17 protein-coding genes are annotated in these 18870 nt (G+C 66.8%); 7 read left to right on the top strand and 10 right to left on the bottom strand.

Annotation, left to right across the window (positions count from 1 at the left end; genetic code table 11):
* Window positions 1-62 precede the first annotated feature (62 nt).
* Both AC13F7_RS11040 and AC13F7_RS11035 read right to left on the bottom strand, forming a co-directional pair.
* Window positions 63-1073: an N-acetylornithine carbamoyltransferase gene (locus AC13F7_RS11040; RefSeq protein ID WP_346472005.1), complete on the bottom strand. Its 1011-nt coding sequence runs from the start codon at window positions 1071-1073 to the stop codon at window positions 63-65.
* Between the two features lie 361 nt (window positions 1074-1434).
* Window positions 1435-2007: a hypothetical protein gene (locus AC13F7_RS11035; RefSeq protein WP_483000321.1), complete on the bottom strand. Its 573-nt coding sequence runs from the start codon at window positions 2005-2007 to the stop codon at window positions 1435-1437.
* Window positions 2008-2272: 265 nt separating this feature from the next.
* Here AC13F7_RS11035 and cysS point away from each other — a divergent pair, with 265 nt between their 5' ends.
* The 3 genes from cysS to AC13F7_RS11020 all read left to right on the top strand — a co-directional run bounded on the left by cysS (window position 2273) and on the right by AC13F7_RS11020 (window position 5481).
* Window positions 2273-3640: a cysteine--tRNA ligase gene (gene cysS, locus AC13F7_RS11030; RefSeq protein ID WP_483000319.1), complete on the top strand. Its 1368-nt coding sequence runs from the start codon at window positions 2273-2275 to the stop codon at window positions 3638-3640.
* Between the two features lie 150 nt (window positions 3641-3790).
* Window positions 3791-4231, top strand: a complete 441-nt coding sequence (locus AC13F7_RS11025; RefSeq protein WP_483000314.1) for a SufE family protein — start codon at window positions 3791-3793, stop codon at window positions 4229-4231.
* Window positions 4228-5481 carry an MFS transporter gene (locus AC13F7_RS11020; RefSeq protein ID WP_483000310.1) on the top strand — a complete coding sequence of 418 codons (1254 nt, stop codon included), beginning with the start codon at window positions 4228-4230 and terminating at the stop codon, window positions 5479-5481. Before AC13F7_RS11025 ends, AC13F7_RS11020 begins: the two co-directional genes overlap by 4 nt.
* Before the next feature lie 841 nt (window positions 5482-6322).
* Here the strand turns inward: AC13F7_RS11020 and dksA are convergent.
* Entirely contained in the window at window positions 6323-7594 is a 1272-nt protein-coding gene (gene dksA, locus AC13F7_RS11015) for an RNA polymerase-binding protein DksA (protein ID WP_481469149.1), read from the bottom strand.
* Window positions 7595-7866: 272 nt separating this feature from the next.
* On the opposite strand from dksA, the gene yidD reads away from it, so the two are divergent.
* The 3 genes from yidD to AC13F7_RS11000 are packed head-to-tail and all read left to right on the top strand — an operon-like array spanning window position 7867 to window position 10316.
* Window positions 7867-8124 (top strand): membrane protein insertion efficiency factor YidD, encoded by a 258-nt coding sequence (yidD, locus tag AC13F7_RS11010; RefSeq protein WP_121038212.1) that lies wholly within the window; start codon window positions 7867-7869, stop codon window positions 8122-8124.
* Window positions 8125-9471 (top strand): dihydroorotase, encoded by a 1347-nt coding sequence (locus AC13F7_RS11005; protein WP_481469150.1) that lies wholly within the window; start codon window positions 8125-8127, stop codon window positions 9469-9471.
* Window positions 9471-10316, top strand: a complete 846-nt coding sequence (locus AC13F7_RS11000; protein ID WP_483000307.1) for a M23 family metallopeptidase — start codon at window positions 9471-9473, stop codon at window positions 10314-10316. Before AC13F7_RS11005 ends, AC13F7_RS11000 begins: the two co-directional genes overlap by 1 nt.
* Window positions 10317-10347: 31 nt before the next feature.
* On the opposite strand, the gene AC13F7_RS10995 is transcribed toward AC13F7_RS11000, so the two are convergent.
* The 5 genes from AC13F7_RS10995 to efp all read right to left on the bottom strand — a co-directional run bounded on the left by AC13F7_RS10995 (window position 10348) and on the right by efp (window position 14636).
* Window positions 10348-11055, bottom strand: coding sequence for a squalene/phytoene synthase family protein (locus AC13F7_RS10995; RefSeq protein WP_483000305.1), 708 nt, complete (start codon window positions 11053-11055; stop codon window positions 10348-10350).
* 18 nt (window positions 11056-11073) lie between these two features.
* Entirely contained in the window at window positions 11074-11757 is a 684-nt protein-coding gene (locus AC13F7_RS10990; protein ID WP_483000303.1) for a phosphoglycolate phosphatase, read from the bottom strand.
* Window positions 11750-12481 carry a bifunctional 2-polyprenyl-6-hydroxyphenol methylase/3-demethylubiquinol 3-O-methyltransferase UbiG gene (gene ubiG, locus AC13F7_RS10985; protein ID WP_121038225.1) on the bottom strand — a complete coding sequence of 244 codons (732 nt, stop codon included), beginning with the start codon at window positions 12479-12481 and terminating at the stop codon, window positions 11750-11752. The genes AC13F7_RS10990 and ubiG overlap by 8 nt, the downstream gene beginning before the upstream one ends.
* 16 nt (window positions 12482-12497) lie before the next feature.
* Entirely contained in the window at window positions 12498-13841 is a 1344-nt protein-coding gene (locus AC13F7_RS10980) for a TRZ/ATZ family hydrolase (RefSeq protein ID WP_346471994.1), read from the bottom strand.
* 225 nt (window positions 13842-14066) lie between these two features.
* Window positions 14067-14636 carry an elongation factor P gene (gene efp, locus AC13F7_RS10975; protein ID WP_019182820.1) on the bottom strand — a complete coding sequence of 190 codons (570 nt, stop codon included), beginning with the start codon at window positions 14634-14636 and terminating at the stop codon, window positions 14067-14069.
* Between the two features lie 126 nt (window positions 14637-14762).
* Here efp and epmB point away from each other — a divergent pair, with 126 nt between their 5' ends.
* Window positions 14763-15767, top strand: coding sequence for an EF-P beta-lysylation protein EpmB (epmB, locus tag AC13F7_RS10970; protein ID WP_483000300.1), 1005 nt, complete (start codon window positions 14763-14765; stop codon window positions 15765-15767).
* Between the two features lie 2 nt (window positions 15768-15769).
* Here epmB and AC13F7_RS10965 read toward each other — a convergent pair whose 3' ends face one another.
* Window positions 15770-17896 (bottom strand): putative bifunctional diguanylate cyclase/phosphodiesterase, encoded by a 2127-nt coding sequence (locus AC13F7_RS10965; protein WP_483000298.1) that lies wholly within the window; start codon window positions 17894-17896, stop codon window positions 15770-15772.
* Window positions 17893-18816, bottom strand: a complete 924-nt coding sequence (locus tag AC13F7_RS10960) for a phosphate/phosphite/phosphonate ABC transporter substrate-binding protein (protein WP_483000296.1) — start codon at window positions 18814-18816, stop codon at window positions 17893-17895. Before AC13F7_RS10960 ends, AC13F7_RS10965 begins: the two co-directional genes overlap by 4 nt.
* Between the last annotated feature and the right edge of the window lie 54 nt (window positions 18817-18870).

The raw sequence follows: 18870 nt of genomic DNA, 5'->3' as shown, positions 1-18870 counted from the left end.
GAATGTGGGATGCGCCGGTTGAGGAGCAGCCGACCAACGGTCGGCTCGACCCCTCGTCGGCTTTACCGGCCGATCAATGCCGACATGATCGCCTTCTGCACATGCAGGCGGTTTTCGGCTTCGTTGATCGCGATGCACTGCGCCGAATCCATCACGCCATCAGTCGCCTTCACGTTGCGGCGCAGCGGCAGGCAGTGGCTGAAGACACCGTTGTTGGTCAGCGCCATCTTGGCTTCGTCGACGATGAAGTGCTTGTACTGGTCGCGGATCGGCTTCTCCGGCTCCCAGTTGCCGAAGAACGGCAGCGCGCCCCAGCTCTTGGCGTACACCACGTCCGCGCCGGCGTAGGCGCTGGCGATGTCATGGCTGACCTGGAGCGAACCGCCACTCTCGGCCACGTTCTGCTCGGCCCAGCCCATGTAGCGCTCATCCAAGATGTAATCCGGGGTCGGGCACAGCAGGGTCACGTCCATGCCCATGCGGGTGGCGATGGTCAGGGCCGAGTTGGCCACTGCGGTGTTGAGCGGCTTGGGATGATAGGTCCAGGTCAGCACGTACTTCTTGCCGCGCAGGTCCTGGGTGCCGAAGTGTTCCTGCAGCGCCATCACATGGGCCAGTTCCTGGCACGGGTGGGTGATGGTTTCCATGTTGATCACCGGCACCGGCGAGTACTTGGCGAAGCTCTTGAGCACTTCGTCCTCGCGGTCCTTGGTCCAGTCGATGAACTTCGGGAAGGCACGCACACCGATCAGGTCCACATAGCGGCCCAGCACCTTGGCCACTTCGGCGATGTGCTCCTCGGTGTCCCCGTCCATGACCGAGCCCAGGTTGAACTCGATCGGCCAGGCGTCTTTGCCCGGCTGCAGCACGATCGCGTGGCCGCCCAGCTGGAACGCACCCAGCTCGAAGCTGGTGCGGGTACGCATGGAGGGATTGAAGAACACCAGGGCAATCGACTTGCCCTTGAGCTCGTCGCCCAGTTTGTTGCGCTTGAACAACGCGGCCTGGGTCAACAGGGCATCCAGGTCGGTGCGGCTCCAATCCTGGGTGTTCAGGAAGTGCTTCAGGGACATCGATCGATCCTTTGCGGCTGGTTTTCCACCGTTTCCGGCGGAGGTTGGGGGCGCCGGGGCGCGTTCAGGGCTCAACAAAACGTATACAGATGAAACTTTTCAAATCGCAGAAACGAAAAAACCCAGCGCGGGGGCTGGGTTTTCCGAACAGACAGCACGAAGCTCCGGTTACCCAGCGAAAATGTGGGGTTCCGGTCGGCGGGCACGCGACGTCATGCCCGTAGCCATACGGGCGGCGCTGGTGTCGTGCTGGAAGTCGGTGAGTTTCATGGCCGCCCATCTTTGCATGCACCCGGGGTGGGTGCAAGGCCTGAATGGAAATTCAGGTTGACCGCGACGACGGCTGGGGCGCAGGCGCGGGTCACGGGTTGGCGCCGCCAGCCTGCTCGTTGCCCACCCACGGGGTGATCGAGACCCGGATCTTGAGCCGGTTGCCCGGGTCCTCCGGCAGGCGGGAGCGGTATTTGGTGCCCTTGTAAACGTAGTCAACGTCATAGGCGATCGGCCGGCGGAACTCGCGGCCGACCGGGATGATCTTGCAGTCCCGGGTCAGCAGCGGCCCGGTATTGGCCGGCGGCTTCTCGACCACAACGGTCTCCGAATAGGTGCTCTCGTCCGTGCTGCCATCCTCCCGGCGGAAGATCGAGCGCACCGAATCCATGAAGCGGCCGAAGCGGCCCTTGTCTTCCTGCGGCTCCTCGCCGGTCACGTTGACCGGGGCCAGGGTGCGGGTGGAGACCGGCTCGCAGTGTTCTTCGGTGCGTGTGGCCCGCAGGGTCTGGAAGATGGGCTCCACGTTGAGCACCTGGGCGTAGTCGAACTTGACGTTCTCCACGATGACGACCCGGTTGCGCACCTCACTGTCCTGGGCGCGCACCCCGAAGGCGGCACTTCCGAGCACGCAGACCAGCGTCAACAACGAAGCGGATTTCATCGGCAACAGGGAAAAGGACAAGGGGGATAGTGTAGGCAGTGGCAGGCACAAGGGGCTGAACATTACCCGTCCGTGACGTTTCTGCCCATAGTCCGGACCGTCCGCTCGCCCGGAAGCCCACAACGGCGGGCCTCGTTCCCGGCGTGCCAGAGGTGTACCGGTGTCGTTCCAGTCAGTTACCCGCCGACAGCCCGCCCCGGCCACATCCCCCCCAAAGCCCCCGACACGTTCTAAAATCGACCGCTTACCCCCGCCCCAGACCCTCATGACCCTGCGCCTGCACAACAACCTGACACGCCAGCTCGAACCGTTCACCCCGCTCGATCCGACCTGTCCGACCCTGTATGTGTGTGGCCCCACGGTCTACAACTACGTCCACATCGGCAATGCCCGTGGCCCGGTAGTGTTCGGGGTCCTGGCCGATCTGCTGCGGCGCCGCTTCGGCGGCCTGCGCTATGCCCGCAACATCACTGACGTGGATGACAAGATCAACACGGCCGCACGCGAGCAGCAGGTCCCGATCAGCACCATCACTGACCGCTTTGCCGCCGCCTACCGCGAAGACATGGCCGCACTGGGCGTGGTGCCGCCGGATATCGAGCCGGAAGCCACCGCGCACATCCCGCACATCGTCACCATGATCGAGCAGCTGATCGCCAACGGACACGCCTATGCGGCCGAAGGCCACGTGTTGTTCTCGGTGAGTTCCTATGCGGACTACGGCAAGCTCTCGCGCCGCGACCCGGACGAGATGCTGGCCGGTGCCCGTGTGGACGTGGCCCCATACAAGCGCGACCCGGGTGATTTCGTGCTGTGGAAGCCCTCCAGCGACGACCTGCCGGGCTGGGCGTCGCCGTGGGGTCGCGGCCGGCCGGGCTGGCACATCGAGTGCTCGGCGATGGCCGCCGCGCATCTGGGGCCGACCATCGACATCCACGCCGGCGGCGTGGACCTGCAGTTCCCCCATCACGAGAACGAGATCGCGCAGAGCGAGTGCGCGCACGGCGGGCAGACCTTCGCCCGCTTCTGGCTGCACAACGGCATGCTCAACTTCGGCGGTGCCAAGATGAGCAAGTCGATCGGCAACATCGAGCGCGTGCACGATCTGGTCCGCCAGCATGCCCCGGAGGCGCTGCGCTATGCGCTGCTGTCGGCCCACTACCGGCAGCCGCTGGACTGGTCCGATGCGCTGATCGAGCAGTCGGTACGCACGCTGGACCGCCTGTACGGCACCCTGCGCGACCTTGTCGAGGTGGACGCCGCTGCGGTGATTCCGGCCGAGATCGAGGCCGCGCTGGATGACGACCTCAATACGCCGCAGGCACTGGCCGAACTGGCCCGTATCGCCGGTGAGGCGCGCAAGGCTGCCGAGGCCGACAAGGCGTACTGGAAGTCCGCGCTGCTAGGTGCCGGCCTGGCGCTGGGCCTGCTGCAGCAGGATCCGGGGGCATGGTTCGGCACCGCGGGCGGCAACGACGACGATGCGGCCATCCAGGCCCTGATCGACGAACGCTCCGCTGCCAAGCAGGCCCGCGACTTCGCCCGCGCCGATGCGATCCGCGACCGGTTGGCCGCCGAAGGCATCGTGCTGGAAGACACCGCTCAAGGCGTGCGCTGGTCGCGCAAGCGCTGAAAGACCGCCCGGCTGACCGTCGCGCGTTACCCGGCACCGCCCGAGCCACTGGGCATTGCCATGACATCGCCCCGGCCACGGACGGCCGGGCTGCCTCCCCCCGCACCTGTACGGTCACCCACGGACGGCGAACACCGACCCGGAGCCCCCATGACCCCCACCTCCCCGTTCCCGCTCGAACCCACTGCTGCTGAAGCCCAGGCTGCCATCGCCGAGGAATTCGCCTTCTTCGGTGACTGGTCCGAGCGCTACCAGTACCTGATCGACCTCGGCCGCAAGCTGCCCACCTTCCCGGAGGAATGGAAGACCGAGGAGCATCGCCTGCTCGGCTGCCAGTCGATGGTCTGGATCGTGCCGGACGGCAATGCCGAGGCGCTGCGTTTCCATGCCATCAGTGATTCGGCGATCGTCTCCGGCCTGATCTACCTGGCCCTGCGCGTCTACTCGGGCCGTTCGGCGGCCGAGATCCTGGCCACCGAGCCGAGCTACATCCAGGAGATCGGGCTGTCGCGTCACCTGTCGCCGACCCGCAGCAACGGCGTCGCGGCGATGCTGGCTTTCATCCGCGACACCGCTCAAGCGCAGTCGTGACGCTCTCCGCCGATCCGCAGGAGCCGGACAGCGCCCTGCAGCTTCTGGCCCGCCCGGGCTTTTCGCTGGTGCTGGCGTACCGCATCTTCGCGATGCTCTCCTACCAGATCGTTGCGGTGACGGTCGGCTGGCATATCTACGAAGTCACCCGCAATCCCTTCTCGCTGGGCCTGGTCGGCCTGGCCGAGGTGCTCCCATTCTTCTGCGTGGCGCCGTTTGCCGGCTACCTGGTCGACCACCTGCCCCGCCGCCGGCTGGGCATGGTTGCCTGCAGCGGGCTGGTGATGACCGCATTGGTGCTGACCTCCGTCGCCCAGGGCTGGCTGCCGTTCCACGGGGTGTGGCCGATCTATGCGGCGATCGCACTGACTGGCATGGTCCGCGCGTTCCTCTCGCCGATCTACAACGCACTGTTCGCCCGCGTGCTGGAGCGCACGCAGTACGCGCGTGGCGCGGGGCTGGGCGCAGTGGTGTTCCAGACCGGCATGGTGGTTGGCCCGGCCTTGGGCGGCGCACTGGTGGCGTGGGGTGGCAAGGGCGTGGCCTACGGGGTGGCCATGGGGGTATCGCTGGTCGCGCTTGGCTGCCTGGCGGCACTGCGGGTGTCCGAGCCGGTGCATACGGGCCCGGCGGCCCCGATCTTCAAGAGCATCGCCGAGGGCGGCCGTTTCGTGCTGGGCAACAAGATCATGGTCGGGGCCATGGCGCTGGACATGTTCTCTGTGTTGCTCGGGGGCGTGGTGGCGATGCTGCCGGCGTTCCTGCACGAGATCCTGCATCACGGGCCGGAGGGGCTGGGGGTGCTGCGTGCGGCGCCGGCGCTGGGTTCGGTGTGCGTGGGGCTGTGGTTGGCGCGCAGGCCGCTGCAGCGCAATGCGGGGCGTGTGCTGTTGTTCGCGGTGGCCGGCTTTGGTCTGTGTGTGATCGGGTTCGGGCTGTCGTCGAATTTCTGGCTGTCGGCGGCGATTCTGTTGTTCTACGGCGCGTTCGACGGTGTGTCGGTGGTGGTGCGTTCGACGATTCTGCAGTTGGCGACGCCGGAGGAGATGCGTGGTCGGGTGTCGTCGATCAATGGCATTTTCATCAGTTCGTCCAATGAGTTGGGCGCGTTCTATGCGGGCACGATGGCGAAGCTGTTGGGGCTGGTCCCGGCGGTGGTGCTGGGTGGCTTTGCGGTGTTGAGCGTGGCGGGCATTACGGCCTGGAAGAATCCGACGCTGCGGCGGTTGAATCTGCGCGATCTGCATTGAGGATTTGGCCGGCTGATTGCTTGGTGCTGCCCAGCTCGATGACTGGCCGGCTGGTTGGCTGGCGCTGCGCGGTTGGGGTGCATGCGTTGTCGGCTCGGCGCCTTCTTGATTCTGCGATTGGGCGGCCGGGCAGCGCAGTGCAGGACCCGCCGTGAACCCATCCATGGGGGCTCGTAGTGCGGCATCCATGCCGCACACGGTCCTTCACTGCGCTACCCGTCCACCCATGGACAGTGGGTTGCTTGCGCGGAATCAACAGCGAAAAGCGAACGGCGAACAGCAAATAGCGGACGTCTCACGGCTTATTACTCACGGTGTACAGCGCCGGTTGATCGCAGTTAGCTGTTGGCTGTTGGCTGTTGGCTGTTGGCTGTTGGCTTTCGGCATACCGCTTGCCTTTTATGAATTCGACACTGCTACGGCGTCCCGCGTCGACTTACGGCTTTGGCTGAAAGTGGATGCCGCGCAAAGCGCGGGACGAAGATCCGGACCAGCACCCAGCATGTCCCGACGATCCAGCCGGCACTGGCAGTCGGCCGAGACCGTGTCCGAAGCGGGAGTCCAAGCTCTTCCTGCCGCCAACCCATGAACCTGTCGGGAGTGGGTCGGGTAGCCCTGGCCGGGACCGTAGGGCGCCATGGATGGCGCACTACGAGCCCCCATGGATGGGTTCACGGCGGGTCCCGGCCAGGGCTACCCGACCCACTCCAGCCACGGATCAACCAAGGCGCCGACGCTTCAGGCGCCCACCCAACCCAAGCAACACAACCCAAAAGCGAACAGCCAAAAAAAACCCGGCCGAAGCCGGGTTTTTCGTAGAACAGCACAACCAACAGCGCGATCAGTCGCCCTGCTGCTTCTGCAGATGCTCCCAACGCTCCTGCGCATCGATCGTGCGCTCAGCGGTCAGGCGGGCTTCCAGACGATCCAGGCCAATCTCTTCGCCCGTATCCACACAGAAACCATAATCGCCATCTTCCAGACGCTTCAGCGTGCTGTTGATCTTGCCGATCAGCTTGCGATAACGATCGCGGGTACGCAGTTCCAGCGAGTTCTCGGTCTCGCGGGTAGCGCGCTCGGCCTCATCGCCGATATCACGCACTTCTTCCTGCAGATTCGCGATGGTCTGCTTGGATTCCTCCACCAGATCATTGCGCCAGTGCTGCAGGCGCTGGCGGAAATACTCCAGCTGCAGCGGGCTCATGTATTCCTCTTCCGCGCTCGGCTTGTAACCGTCGGGCAGGATCGGACGACCGGTGGCTTCGTCAGTCTTGTATTCGACCACCTTCACCTTGGTGCGAGGGGCCGGGGCGGCCGAACGCGCTGCCACGGCAACGGCGACCTTGCCGACCGGACGGGACACGGGCTTGGGGGCGGACTCGGACTTGGCGGGGGTTTTTGCAGGCGATTTCGAAACGGGCACGGGATTCTTGTTTTGCGGGGCCTTGGAGGCGGGGGCCGCTGCCACCGGCGCCGGCGCGGAGGCCGGAGGGGTAACAGGTTTGGCCGCGCTCTTGGCCGGGACAGACTTGGCCGGCGCCGGCGATGCCGGCTTCGGTGCGGACTTCACTACGGGTGCTGCAACCGGCTTGGCGGCCGGCTTGGATGCCACGGGCTTGCTGGCGGTCTTGCTGGCCTTCACCGGCGTGGCCGGTGCCTGCTTGACTGCGGTCTTCTTCGCCGGTGCCGGCTTGGCCGCCGGTTTGGCGACAGCAGGCGTCACGGTCTTCTTGGCTGCCGTCTTGCTCGCAGCGGCTTTCTTGACGGGCGCCTTGCTTACCGGCTTGCCTGCCGCGCGCTTGGCGGGCGTGGCAACCGGCTTGGCGACCGTCGACTTCTTGGCAACGACCTTCTTGGCGACGGTCTTCTTGGCCACCACCGTCTTGGCAGCAGGCTTCTTGGCGACAGCCTTCTTGACGGTCTTGGCCGGCGACGTGCTGGCCGCCTTTTTAACGGGTGCCTTCCTGGCCGCCGGTTGTTTGGATGCAGGCTTGCCCGCCGGCTTGGCGGCCGGCTTCTTGGCAACGGTCTTGGCCGCCAACTTCTTTACAACAGGCTTGGCGGTTTTCTTGGCGGCCTTGACGGCCTTCTTTGCAGTTTTTTTAGCAGCCACGAAACGCTCTTCCTTGGATTCCCCGGGGCCCGGGAAAGCGGGCCTTTATAGCCTACCCGACCAGCAGCAGCAACCACACCGCCTACTCCGTTCAGCCCCGGAGTCGCAAGGCGTGCGACCGGTCCGCCTGGCAGGCGGGCCGACGTGCGCAGTTCGGTACCTGACCCGGCGACACCGCCGGGGCGGCCCGTCGCGCGCGTGGGTGCGGACGGGTCCAACGCCCCATCCTGCGACAAATGCGCCCTTCATGCCAACTGGAATAAGATTGGGGGGTGATCTCACGCCTGCTCATCGCCCTGCTGCGCTTCTACAAGCGCTTCATCAGCCCGCTGCTGGGGCCGCGTTGCCGCTTCATGCCCAGTTGTTCTGAATACGCCATGCAAGCCATCGCCACCCATGGCCCCGCGCGCGGCAGCTGGCTGGCCGCGCGCCGGCTGGGCCGCTGCCACCCCTTCCACCCCGGTGGCATCGACGAGGTGCCACCGCGCGCCGCGCACGACGCCACCTGCCGCTGCACAGGAAAACACTGAATGTCCTCCACCCTCATCGTCAACGCCCGCCTGGTCAACGAAGGCACCATCACCCAGGGTGACCTGCGCATCGAAGATGGCCGCATCGCGCAGATCGGCCCCGGCCTGGAGGCCCGTCCCGGCGAAACCGTGGTCGATGCCGCCGGCCGCTGGCTGCTGCCGGGCATGATCGACGACCAGGTCCATTTCCGTGAGCCCGGCCTCACCCACAAGGGCGACATCGCGACCGAATCAGGCGCGGCCGTCGCCGGCGGCCTGACCAGCTTCATGGACATGCCCAACACCAACCCGCCCACGCTCAACGCCGAGATCCTGCAGTCCAAGTACGATGCCGCCGCCGGCCGCGCACGCGCCAACTACGGGTTCTACATGGGCGCCAGCAACGACAACCTGGCCCACATCCAGTCGCTGGATCCCAAGACCGCGCCGGGCATCAAGGTGTTCATGGGCGCCTCCACCGGCAACATGCTGGTGGACAACCCGGAAACGCTGGATGCGATCTTCCGCGACGCGCCCACCCCGATCATCACGCATTGCGAAGACACGCCGATGATCGATGCCAAGGCCAAGGAGTACGCCGAGAAATATGGCGATGCCCTGAGTGCCGAGCAGCACCCGGACATCCGCTCGCGCGAGGCCTGCCTGAAGTCCTCCGAGCTGGCCGTCTCGCTGGCGAAGAAGCACGGCACCCGCCTGCATGTGCTTCACATCTCCACCGCCGATGAGCTGGCCCTGTTCGAACGCGGCCCGCTGATCCGCGCCGATGGCAGCCGCAAGCAGATCACCGCCGAAACCTGCATCCACTTCCTGCGTTTCGACCGCAGCGATTACGCGCGGCTGGGCAACCTGATCAAGTGCAACCCGGCGATCAAGGAAGCCAGCGACCGCGAGGCGCTGACCCGTGCCGTGGCCGATGACGTGATCGACGTGCTCGCCACCGATCATGCGCCGCACACCTGGGAAGAGAAGCAGAAGCCCTATGCGCAGGCGCCGTCCGGCCTGCCGCTGGTGCAGTACGCGCTGGTCGCCGCGTTGGAGCTGGTGCACGAAGGCAAGCTGGAGATCACCCAGGTCGTGCAGAAGTTCGCGCACGCACCGGCGCAGCTGTTCGACGTCAGCCAGCGCGGCTACCTGCGCGAAGGCTACTTCGCCGATCTGGTGCTGGTCGAAGATGTGCCCTTCACCGTCAAGCGCGAAGACGTGCTGTCCAAGTGCGGCTGGTCGCCGTTTGAGGGCACCACCTTCCGTTCGCGCATCGCCTCGACCTGGGTCAACGGGCAGTTGGCGTGGGATGGCGAGAAGCTGGTGGGTTCGCCGAATGGCCAGCGCATGAGCTTCGACCGCTGATGCGGGCACGGGTGTTGAGCGCGGCCCTGGCGGCCGCCGGCGTCGTGGCGATGGGCAGTCTGCTGCCCTCGCCCGCCGTGGCCCAGGCTGATGCGCGCGTAGTGTTTCCGGCCAGCGCCTCGCAGGGCGCGATGGTGATCGGCAAGGTGCCGGCCGGCAGCGTCGTGCAGTACGGCGGCCGCAGCCTTCGCGTGAGCGGTTACGGCAGCGTGGTGTTTGGCATTGGCCGCGACGAGAAGGGTCCGCTGCAGGTGCAGGTGACGCGACCGGACGGCGGCAGTGAAACGGCCAGCATCGCGGTCACCCCGCGCGACTGGCCGACCGAGCGCGTCAACGGCGTACCGCCGAAGACCGTCAATCCGCCGCCGGCAATTGCCGAGCGGATCAAGCGCGAGCAGGCGCAGGTCACCGCCGCGCGGGCCCGCGATGACAACCGGGCGGACTTCGCCCAGGCCTTCATCTGGCCGGTGCAGGGCCGCATCAGCGGCCGCTTCGGCAATGCGCGCGTCTATAACGGCCAACCCGGTTCGGGTCACTCCGGCATGGACATTGCGGTGCCGACCGGCACCCCGGTGAAGGCACCGGCCGCCGGCGTGGTCACCTTCGCTGGCCCGGACCTGTATCTGACCGGCGGCACGCTGCTGCTGGATCACGGCTTCGGGATCAGCTCGAATTTCCTGCATCTGTCGCGCATCGACGTGAAGGTCGGCGACCGCGTCGAGCAGGGCCAGGTGATCGCGGCGGTCGGTGCGACCGGTCGCGCGACCGGCCCGCATCTGCATTGGGGCATGAACTGGTTCGATACCCGCATCGACCCGCTGCTGGTGCTGGAACGCAGCAAGTAACGGCGTGCCGGCCGCTGGCCGGCAGTCACCCTCAGCCTCGCGCAGCCCACCAGCTCTGCCACAGCGTACGCATCGGCGTGGCCTGGTACTGGCGGTCCTGCGCCCAGGTCTGCTGGCGGGCACGGGCCAACGCGGCGTACAGCCGACGGGGCCGCGGGCCGGCAACGCGCGCCGGCCACTTCGCCAGCAACTGCTGGGCCCATGTGCGCGACGCCTGGTTGTCATCCTCGGCCAGCAGCGAACGCGGAATGGCGGCAACGCCACTCTCATGCAGGCGCTGCGCCAGCGTCTGCACCAGCACCGGCGTCGCGACATCGCCACGTGCCGGGGTATCGAACATCACCGCTTCGACCGCCGCCACTGCGGCCGCATAGGCCTGCAGCGAACGCAGCGCGTGGCCCGGATCCACCGGCACCGCCCGCGCTTCAATCAGATCCGGCAGCGTTTCGGCCAGCGCTGCCCACGGTGCGCGCACCGGCTCGAGCACGCGGCCCAGCGGATGGCGCGAGCGCTGTGCGGACCAGCTGCGCAGCTCTTCGCCCCACCACGCCAGTTTGGCGTCGGACGGCATCGGGTCGCCGGCGGTATTGAGGATGTCGTCGAACTCCTGCAGCAGCGAGAACCACGCCACCACCAGGGTGCGCTGGCTCTCGGGCACGAAGCGTTCGGCCACCTGCCACTCGGGCCAGCGGGTCCGCCACTTGTCCAGGAAACTGTCCAGGGCGCTGGGAGTACTCACGGTGTATTCCTTGAAAGACTAGAGCGTGCGCGGAAGCGGCCACGCCTTGGCATGTTGCAGGTGTTCGGGAAGTGCGGTCAGCGTATCGGCGCCCCAGGCCGCGGGATCGTCGGCGTCGAGCCGGTAACCCCACAACGCGGCGACCGACGCCATGCCGGCGGCGTTGGCGGCGACGATGTCGCGCTCGTCATCGCCCACATAGACACAGGTGCCCGGGGCGACGCCCATGCGTTCGGCAGCGGCCAGCAGCGGCAGAGGATGCGGTTTGCGCTGGGCCAGGGTGTCGCCGCCGATCAGTACCTTGCAGCGCTGTTCCCAGCCCAGCTGCGGCACGATCAACCGGGCCAGGTATTCGGGCTTGTTGGTGACGATGCCCCAGACACAGCCGGCCGCATCGAGCGCGTCGAGCATGCCGGCGATGCCGTCAAACAGCACCGCGTGCTGTCCGATCAGGCCTTCGTAGCGTTCCAAGAACTCCGGCACCAGCGCATCACGTTCATCCTGCCCCAGCTCGGGAAAGGCCACCGAGACCATCGCGCGTGAGCCCTTGGAGACCACCGGACGCAGCGCGTCCAGGGTGATCGGCGCGCGCCCGCGGGCGGCCAGCATCGCGTTGGCGGTGGCCAGCATGTCCGGGGCGCTGTCCAGCAGGGTGCCGTCCAGGTCGAACAGCACCGCCGGCGGGAAACCGGACTCAGACACGCGCGGCGTCGTCCGGCTTGACCGCGTGGGCCAGGTAATTGATGTCGGTGCGCGTGCTCAGGCGGGCACGGTTGCGCCACGGCTCATAGGCCATGCCACTGACGTCACGCAGGTTGAAATCGGCCTCGCGCAGCCACTTGCCCAGCTCGGCCGGCTTGATGAAATCCTGGTAGTGATGCGTGCCCTTGGGCAGCAGCCGCGCCACATACTCGGCGCCGACGATCGCCACGGCGAACGCGGCCGGGGTGCGGTTGACGGTGGACAGGAACAGCTGACCGCCGGGCTTGAGCAGGCGGTGGCAGGCGGCGATGATCGCGCCCGGGTCCGGCACATGCTCCAGCATTTCCATGCAGGTCACCACATCGAAGCTGCCCGGCTGTTCGGCGGCCAGGTCCTCAGCGGCCTGCACGCGGTAGTCAACGGTGACGCCCGACTCCAGCCCGTGCAGGCGTGCGACCTTGACCAGCTCCGGGGCCAGGTCGATCGCGGTGACATCCGCGCCTTCCTTGGCCAGCGCTTCGCTGAGCAGGCCGCCACCGCAGCCGATGTCGAGCACGCGGGCGCCACGCAGCGTCACGCGCTGGGCCACGTACTGCAGGCGCACCGGGTTCAGTGCATGCAGCGGCTTCTGCGGGCCATCGACGTCCCACCAGCGGTTGGCGAGCGCGGCGAACTTGTCCAGTTCGGCCTGATCGAAATTGGTGGAGGCATGGGGGGTATTCATGGGGATCCTTGGTGCATCAAGCACGGATGTGTCGGATACGCTCGCGCCACTGGCGGGCGTTGGCGACGATCGCGGCGGTGTCCATGCCGACCAGTTCGCGCTGGACCAGCTTGGGCTGGCCGGCGATCCAGACATCGCTGACCTGATGGCGGCCGGCGGCGTAGACGAGCTGCGAGAGCACATGGTGAAGCGGTTGGGTTTCCAGTGCGGACAGATCCACGCAGACCAGATCGGCCTGCTTGCCGACCTCGATCGAGCCGATGCGGTCGCCGAAGCCCAGCGCGCGCGCGCCACCCAGCGTCGCCGCGCGCAGCGTGGTGGCCGCGTCCAGCGCGGTGGCGTCATTGGCCACGGCCTTGGCCAGGATGGCCGCGGTGCGGTTCTCGCTGAACATGTCCAGGTCGTTGTTGCTGGCGCAGCCGTCGGTGCCGATCGCCAGGTTCACGCCAGCGCGCTGCAGAGCGCAGGCCGGGCAGAACCCGGAGGCGAGCTTGAGATTGGATTCGGGGCAATGCACCACGCTGACGCCACGCTCGGCGCACAGGTGGATTTCGGCCTCGGTCAGCTGGGTCATGTGCACCGCGATCAGGCGGTCGTTGACCAGGCCCAGGCGGTCCAAACGCGCCAGCGGGCGCTGACCATGCAGCTTGATCGAGTCGCTGATTTCCTGCGCGGTTTCATGCGTGTGCAGGTGCACCTGCATGTCCAGCTGGTCGGACAACATGCGCACACGTTCGAAATTGGCGTCGTTGACGGTGTACGGCGCGTGCGGGGCGAACGAGGTGCCGATCAGCGGATCGTTGCGCCACTGGTCGTGCAGCTCGCCGGCCTTGGCGAAGTACTCGTCGTCGGTCTTGGCCCAGGCGGTCGGGAAATCGATGATCACCGCACCGACCAGCGCACGGAACCCGTGCTGCTTGTAGACGGCGGCCTGGACGTCGGAGAAGAAGTAGTTTTCGTTGGCGCAGGTGGTACCGCCGCGCAGCATCTCGGCGATCGCCAGGGTGGTGCCGTCGGCCACGAACTCCGGCCCGATCACCGCCGCCTCGACCGGCCAGATGTGCTGCTGCAGCCAGACCATCAGCGGCAGGTCGTCGGCGACGCCCCGCAGCAGGGTCATGGGATTGTGGGTATGCGCGTTGACCAGGCCCGGCATCAGCGCCGCGTCCGGGCGTGAGACGGTCTGCTTCGGCGCAAAGCGCTCGCGCGCCTCGGCACGCGGCAGGATCGCGATGATCTCACTGCCACGCACCGCCACGGCATGGTCTTCCAGCACCACCGCATGCGGTTCGATCGGGACCACGTAACCGGCTTCGATCAGCAGGTCACAGGTTTCGGGAATGCGGGCGGTGTCGGTCATGCGGACTCACTTTGCTGGAGAAACAGGTCAGCCTGCGGCAGGGCCTACCTCGAACCTTAGAAGACCGGCCCCATGCTGGACGGCTACCGCGATGCTTCTGGAGGACTGGCCCCTGAATCAGGGGGGCCGCGAAGCGGCGGGGTGCGGGTGCTGGTGAGTCGGGGCCCACGATCCGCAGCGCGGATCGTGGGAGCGCCAGCGCGAATGCGCTGCCGCGTACCCGGATTACTTGCCTGCGCGCGCGGAGTATTCGCCCGAGCGGGTGTCGACCTTGATGATTTCATCCTGGTTGACGAACAGCGGCACGCGGACCACCGCGCCGGTTTCCAGGGTGGCCGGCTTGCCGCCACCGCCCGAGGTGTCGCCACGGACGCCCGGATCGGTTTCGGTGATCTTCAGCTCGACGAAGTTCGGCGGCTGCACGAAGATCGGCTCGCCGTTCCACAGCGTGACGATGCAGGACTCTTCGCCCTTCAGCCACTTCTCGGCGCCACCCATGCCAGCCTTGGTGGCCTGGACCTGCTCGAAGGATTCCGGGTCCATGAAGTGCCAGAACTCGCCGTCGCTGTACATGAAGTCCATGTTGGTATCCACGACGTCGGCCTTCTCCACGTCATCGGTGGCCTTCATGGTCATTTCGACCACGCGGCCCGACTTGATGAAGCGGTACTTCATGCGGGTGAAGGCCTGGCCCTTGCCCGGCTTGACGTATTCGGTCTCGGTGATGACCGCTGGTTCATTGTTGACCAGGATCTTCATCCCGTTCTTGACGTCGTTCATGCCAACAGTGGCCATGCTGAAACTCCTGAATGGGCAAACGCCGCGCAGGCGCGGCGAGCCGGATAGAATGGGAAATCCCACCGACACCGGTGGGGTGACTCGATATTTCTGACCCACATGATAACCGCAGGCCCCCATTCCATGCAGCTTTCCGCCACGCCCCTGGCCGCCCCCGTCCGCTGGCAGCAACGGTGGCGCGAGGCGATCCGCGACCCGCGCGAGCTGCTGCGGCAGCTGGGGCTGGATCCGGCGGCACTGGGCGTCTCGGACGAGGCCGCCGGCCAGTTCGCGGTGCGTGTGCCGCAGGGCTTCGCGGCCCGGATGCGTCACGGCGACCGCCACGACCCCCTGCTGCGCCAGGTGCTGCCGATCACCGACGAGCTCAGGATCGTCCCCGGCTTCAGCCTGGATGCGGTGGGCGATGGCGCGGCCAAGAAGGCCACCGGGGTCATCCAGAAGTACCGCGGCCGTGCCCTGCTGGTCACCACCGGCAGCTGCGCGATCAACTGCCGCTACTGCTTCCGCCGCCATTTCGACTACGGCACCGAGAACGCGGCCCGCGAAGGCTGGCGCGATGCAGTGGAGGCAATCGCGCAGGACCCGGACATCGACGAGGTGATCCTGTCCGGCGGCGACCCGCTGTCGCTGGCGACCCACAAGCTGGTGGAACTGACCCACGCCCTGAAGCAGATTCCGCACCTGCGCCGCCTGCGCATCCACAGCCGCCTGCCGGTGGTGCTGCCCGAGCGCGTGGATGACGAGCTGGTGCAGTGGATCGCGTCGCTGCCGTGGCCGGTGGCGTTCGTGATCCATGCCAATCACGCCAACGAATTCGATGCGTCCGTGGATGCCGCCATGGCGCGCCTGCGCGCGGCCGGCGCCACCCTGCTCAACCAGGCGGTGCTGCTGCGCGGGGTCAACGATTCGATCGAGGCGCTGCAGGGCCTGAGCGAGCGCAGCTTCGCGGCGGGCGTGCTGCCCTACTACCTCTACCAGGTGGACCGGGTGGAAGGCGTGGCCCATTTCGAAGTGGCCGACGACACCGCCAAGGACCTGCATGCGCAGCTGACCGCGCGCCTGTCCGGCTACCTGGTCCCCAAGCTGGTCCGCGAGATCTCCGGCGACAGCAGCAAACGGCCGGTCTAGCGTCAGCGGCCGGCCTCGATCATCTGCACCACCTCGGTCGCGCTGACCGGGTGGCTCAGCCAGTAGCCCTGGCCCAGGTCGCAACCGCGCTGGGCCAGCAGGTCGAACTGCACTTCCTGCTCGATGCCTTCGGCGACCACGGTGATGCCCAGTGCATGGGCCATGGCGATGATCGCCGTGGTCAAGGCCAGGTCGTCCGGGTCGCGCTGCATGTCGGCCACGAAACTCTTGTCGATCTTGACCCCGTCCACCGGCACCTGGCGCAGGTGGCTCAGCCCGGAGAAGCCGGTCCCGAAATCGTCCAGCCAGACCTTTACGCCGGTCCGGTGCAGCTTGTCGAGCAGGGCGGCGGCCAGCATCTCATCGCCGATCACCGCCGTTTCGGTCAGCTCCAGGTGCAGGCGCGAGGCCGGCAGCCCGGTGTCGCGCAGGCAGTCGGCGACCAGCGTCGGCAGCTCGCCACCGCGCAGCTGGCGTGGTGACACGTTGACCGACACGAACAGGCCTTCACCATCAGCGCCCGCCGGCCACTGCACCGCCTCGGTGCAGGCCGCGCGCAGCACCTTGGGGCCGATCACTTCGATCAGGCCGCTCTGCTCGGCCACTTCGATGAACACCGAGGGCGGAATCGTCCCCAGGGTCGGGTGCTGCCAGCGCAGCAGGACTTCCACGCCGACCATGCGGCGGTCGCGGGTGCGGAAGATCGGCTGATAGGCCAGCCGCAACTCGCCGCGCTCCCAAGCCCCGCGCAGCTCCTGCTCCATGTGCACGCGGCGCTCGACCGCGTGGTCCATCGCCCGGCTGTAGTAGCGGTAGCAGTTCTTGCCGGCCATCTTGGCCTGGTACATCGCGATGTCGCCGTTCTTGAGCAGCGTGGTGGCATCGGCGGCATCGTCCGGGAACAGGGTCACACCGATCGAGGTGCCCAGGAACAGCTCCCTGCCCTGCACGACCAGCGGCTGCCCCAGCTCGCGCACCAGGAGTTCGGCAAGTTCGCGGGCGCGGGCGGCCACATCACCTTCACCGATCAGGATCACGAACTCATCGCCACCGAAGCGGGCCAGCAAGGCCTCATCGCCCCCGGCTTGCGCGACGGCAGCGCTGATGCGCTGGGCGAACTGCAGCAGCGCTTCATCGCCGGCTTCATGGCCAAGCGTATCGTTGACGCGCTTGAAGTCATCCATGTCGGCGAACAGCAGTCCCAGCCGATGGCCCGAGGCACGCGCGGCCATCAGCCGATGGTCCAGCGCTTCGCGGAAGGCCAGCCGATTGGTCAGGCCGGTCAGCGCATCGGTGTAGGCCATGTGCCGCACTTCACGGTCATGCCGGGCGATGGCCTGGCTCATCCGCCCGAACGCCCGCACCAGCTCGCCCACCTCATCCTGGCGATGGCTCTGGCGCATCTGCAGGTTGTAGTCGCCGGCTTCGATCTGGCGGGCGGCACCGGCCAGCCAGCGGATCGGCGTGACCAGCGTGCGCTGCACATAGATGATCACCACTGCGCCAATGCCGACCAGCAGGCCCAGCATCAGCAGCAGCCAGCCCAGATGCCGCTTGCCGACCTGCTGCAGCCGCTCGCCCAGGGTCTGGTTGGCTTTCTTCTCCATCGCCTGGACGTCATCCAGCGCCATGCCCACGCGGACACCGCCAATACGCTGGTTGCCGATCATGATCGGCATCGCGTTGTCGAGCACCTTGGGTGATTGCTGGACCACCAGCTCGCGCGCCTGGACCGCACCGCTCGCCAGTGGATCGCGCATCGGCTGACCGAACTCGAGCACGTCCACCGAACCGTCGTGGATCAGCCGGCCCTTCTCGTCGAACACCAGCACGTAGCGCACCACCTGCTGGCGCGAGGTGTTGCGCACCAGCGCACCGACCTGCTCCAGATCGTTGTAGTACAGCGGGTTGGCCAGCGCATCGGACAGCTCGCGCGCCAAGGCCTCCCCCCGGCTGCGCACGCTGCGGTCGAACAGGTCATGGATCACGTTGCCGCTGAGGTGCTGCACCTCGCCCTGCATCGTCGCCTGGCGCCCCAGCACCACCGCCACGATGGCCACCACCACCAGCATCGCACCGCTCATCGCCAGCACGAACTTTGCCTGCATTCCGGAACCCAACCGACTCATTCCACTTCCATCCGCACGCGCGTCAAGCCCAGTTTCAATTCATCCAGCCGGCGTTGCATCTGTGCATCCACACGGTGGAACCCGGAGGTACCAAAAAAAACGTTCAATGCACTGCGCCCCTGTGGATCCGAGGCGGCCTCCAGCAGGACCTGCTGCAGACGGTCGCGCACCCGCGGATCCAGCCCTTCGCGCACCATTTCCACCGCGCGCGGATAGGGCTCGGTGCGGTGGATGACACGGAAGTCACGCACGAAGTTGGCCGGGATGCGCTTGCCATCGGACCAGTCCACGCTGCTGACCGCCCCGGCATCCACCAGCCCCTTGTGCACGAAGGTGGCGATGTTGGACTCGGACCGCGCGAACACATACCCGACCGTGTCCGGCGCGGCAGTATCACCCAGCGAGGCCAGGATCTCCGGGGTCTGCCCGTGCTGCAGCAGGGTCATCACCGGCACCAGGTAGGCGCTGGTGGAGGCCACGTTCTGCAGTGCCAGCGTATGCCCGCGCAGGTCTTCCAGGGTCTGGATGGGGCTCTCGCGGCGCACGAAGAACACCGTGTGGTACTCGCGCACGCCGCTGCGTTCGGTCAGCAGCAGGGGCCTGGCGCCGCTGCGCAGGCCCAGCGCGACGGCGGTGCCGGAGGTTTCAGTGACCCAGTCGACCCGGCCGCGGCGCAGATAACTGGCCATCTGCTGGGCGTCCCGCGCCATCAGGATGCGACCTTCGGTAATGCCGACATCGCGCATGCGCGGAACCACGTAATCCAGCAGCGGCTGCAGCTGTGCATAGTGAGACTTCGGGTCGTCGCTGATCCTTCCCAGCACCAGCTCATGGGCGGGACCGGCCCAGGCCGACCCCGTCGTCGCGGCGAGGGCCAGACACAGCAATACGCTCTGCAGCAGCCTTCGCAGTCCCGACAAGCCCATCACTCCCCCCAAGGAATCGAGACAGACTACCCGAAAAAGTGAGAACTG

The organism is Stenotrophomonas sp. K-6, assembly GCF_056861555.1.
The sequence above is the reverse complement of the archived record's forward strand: the minus strand, read 5'-3'. Positions and strand labels throughout refer to the sequence as shown.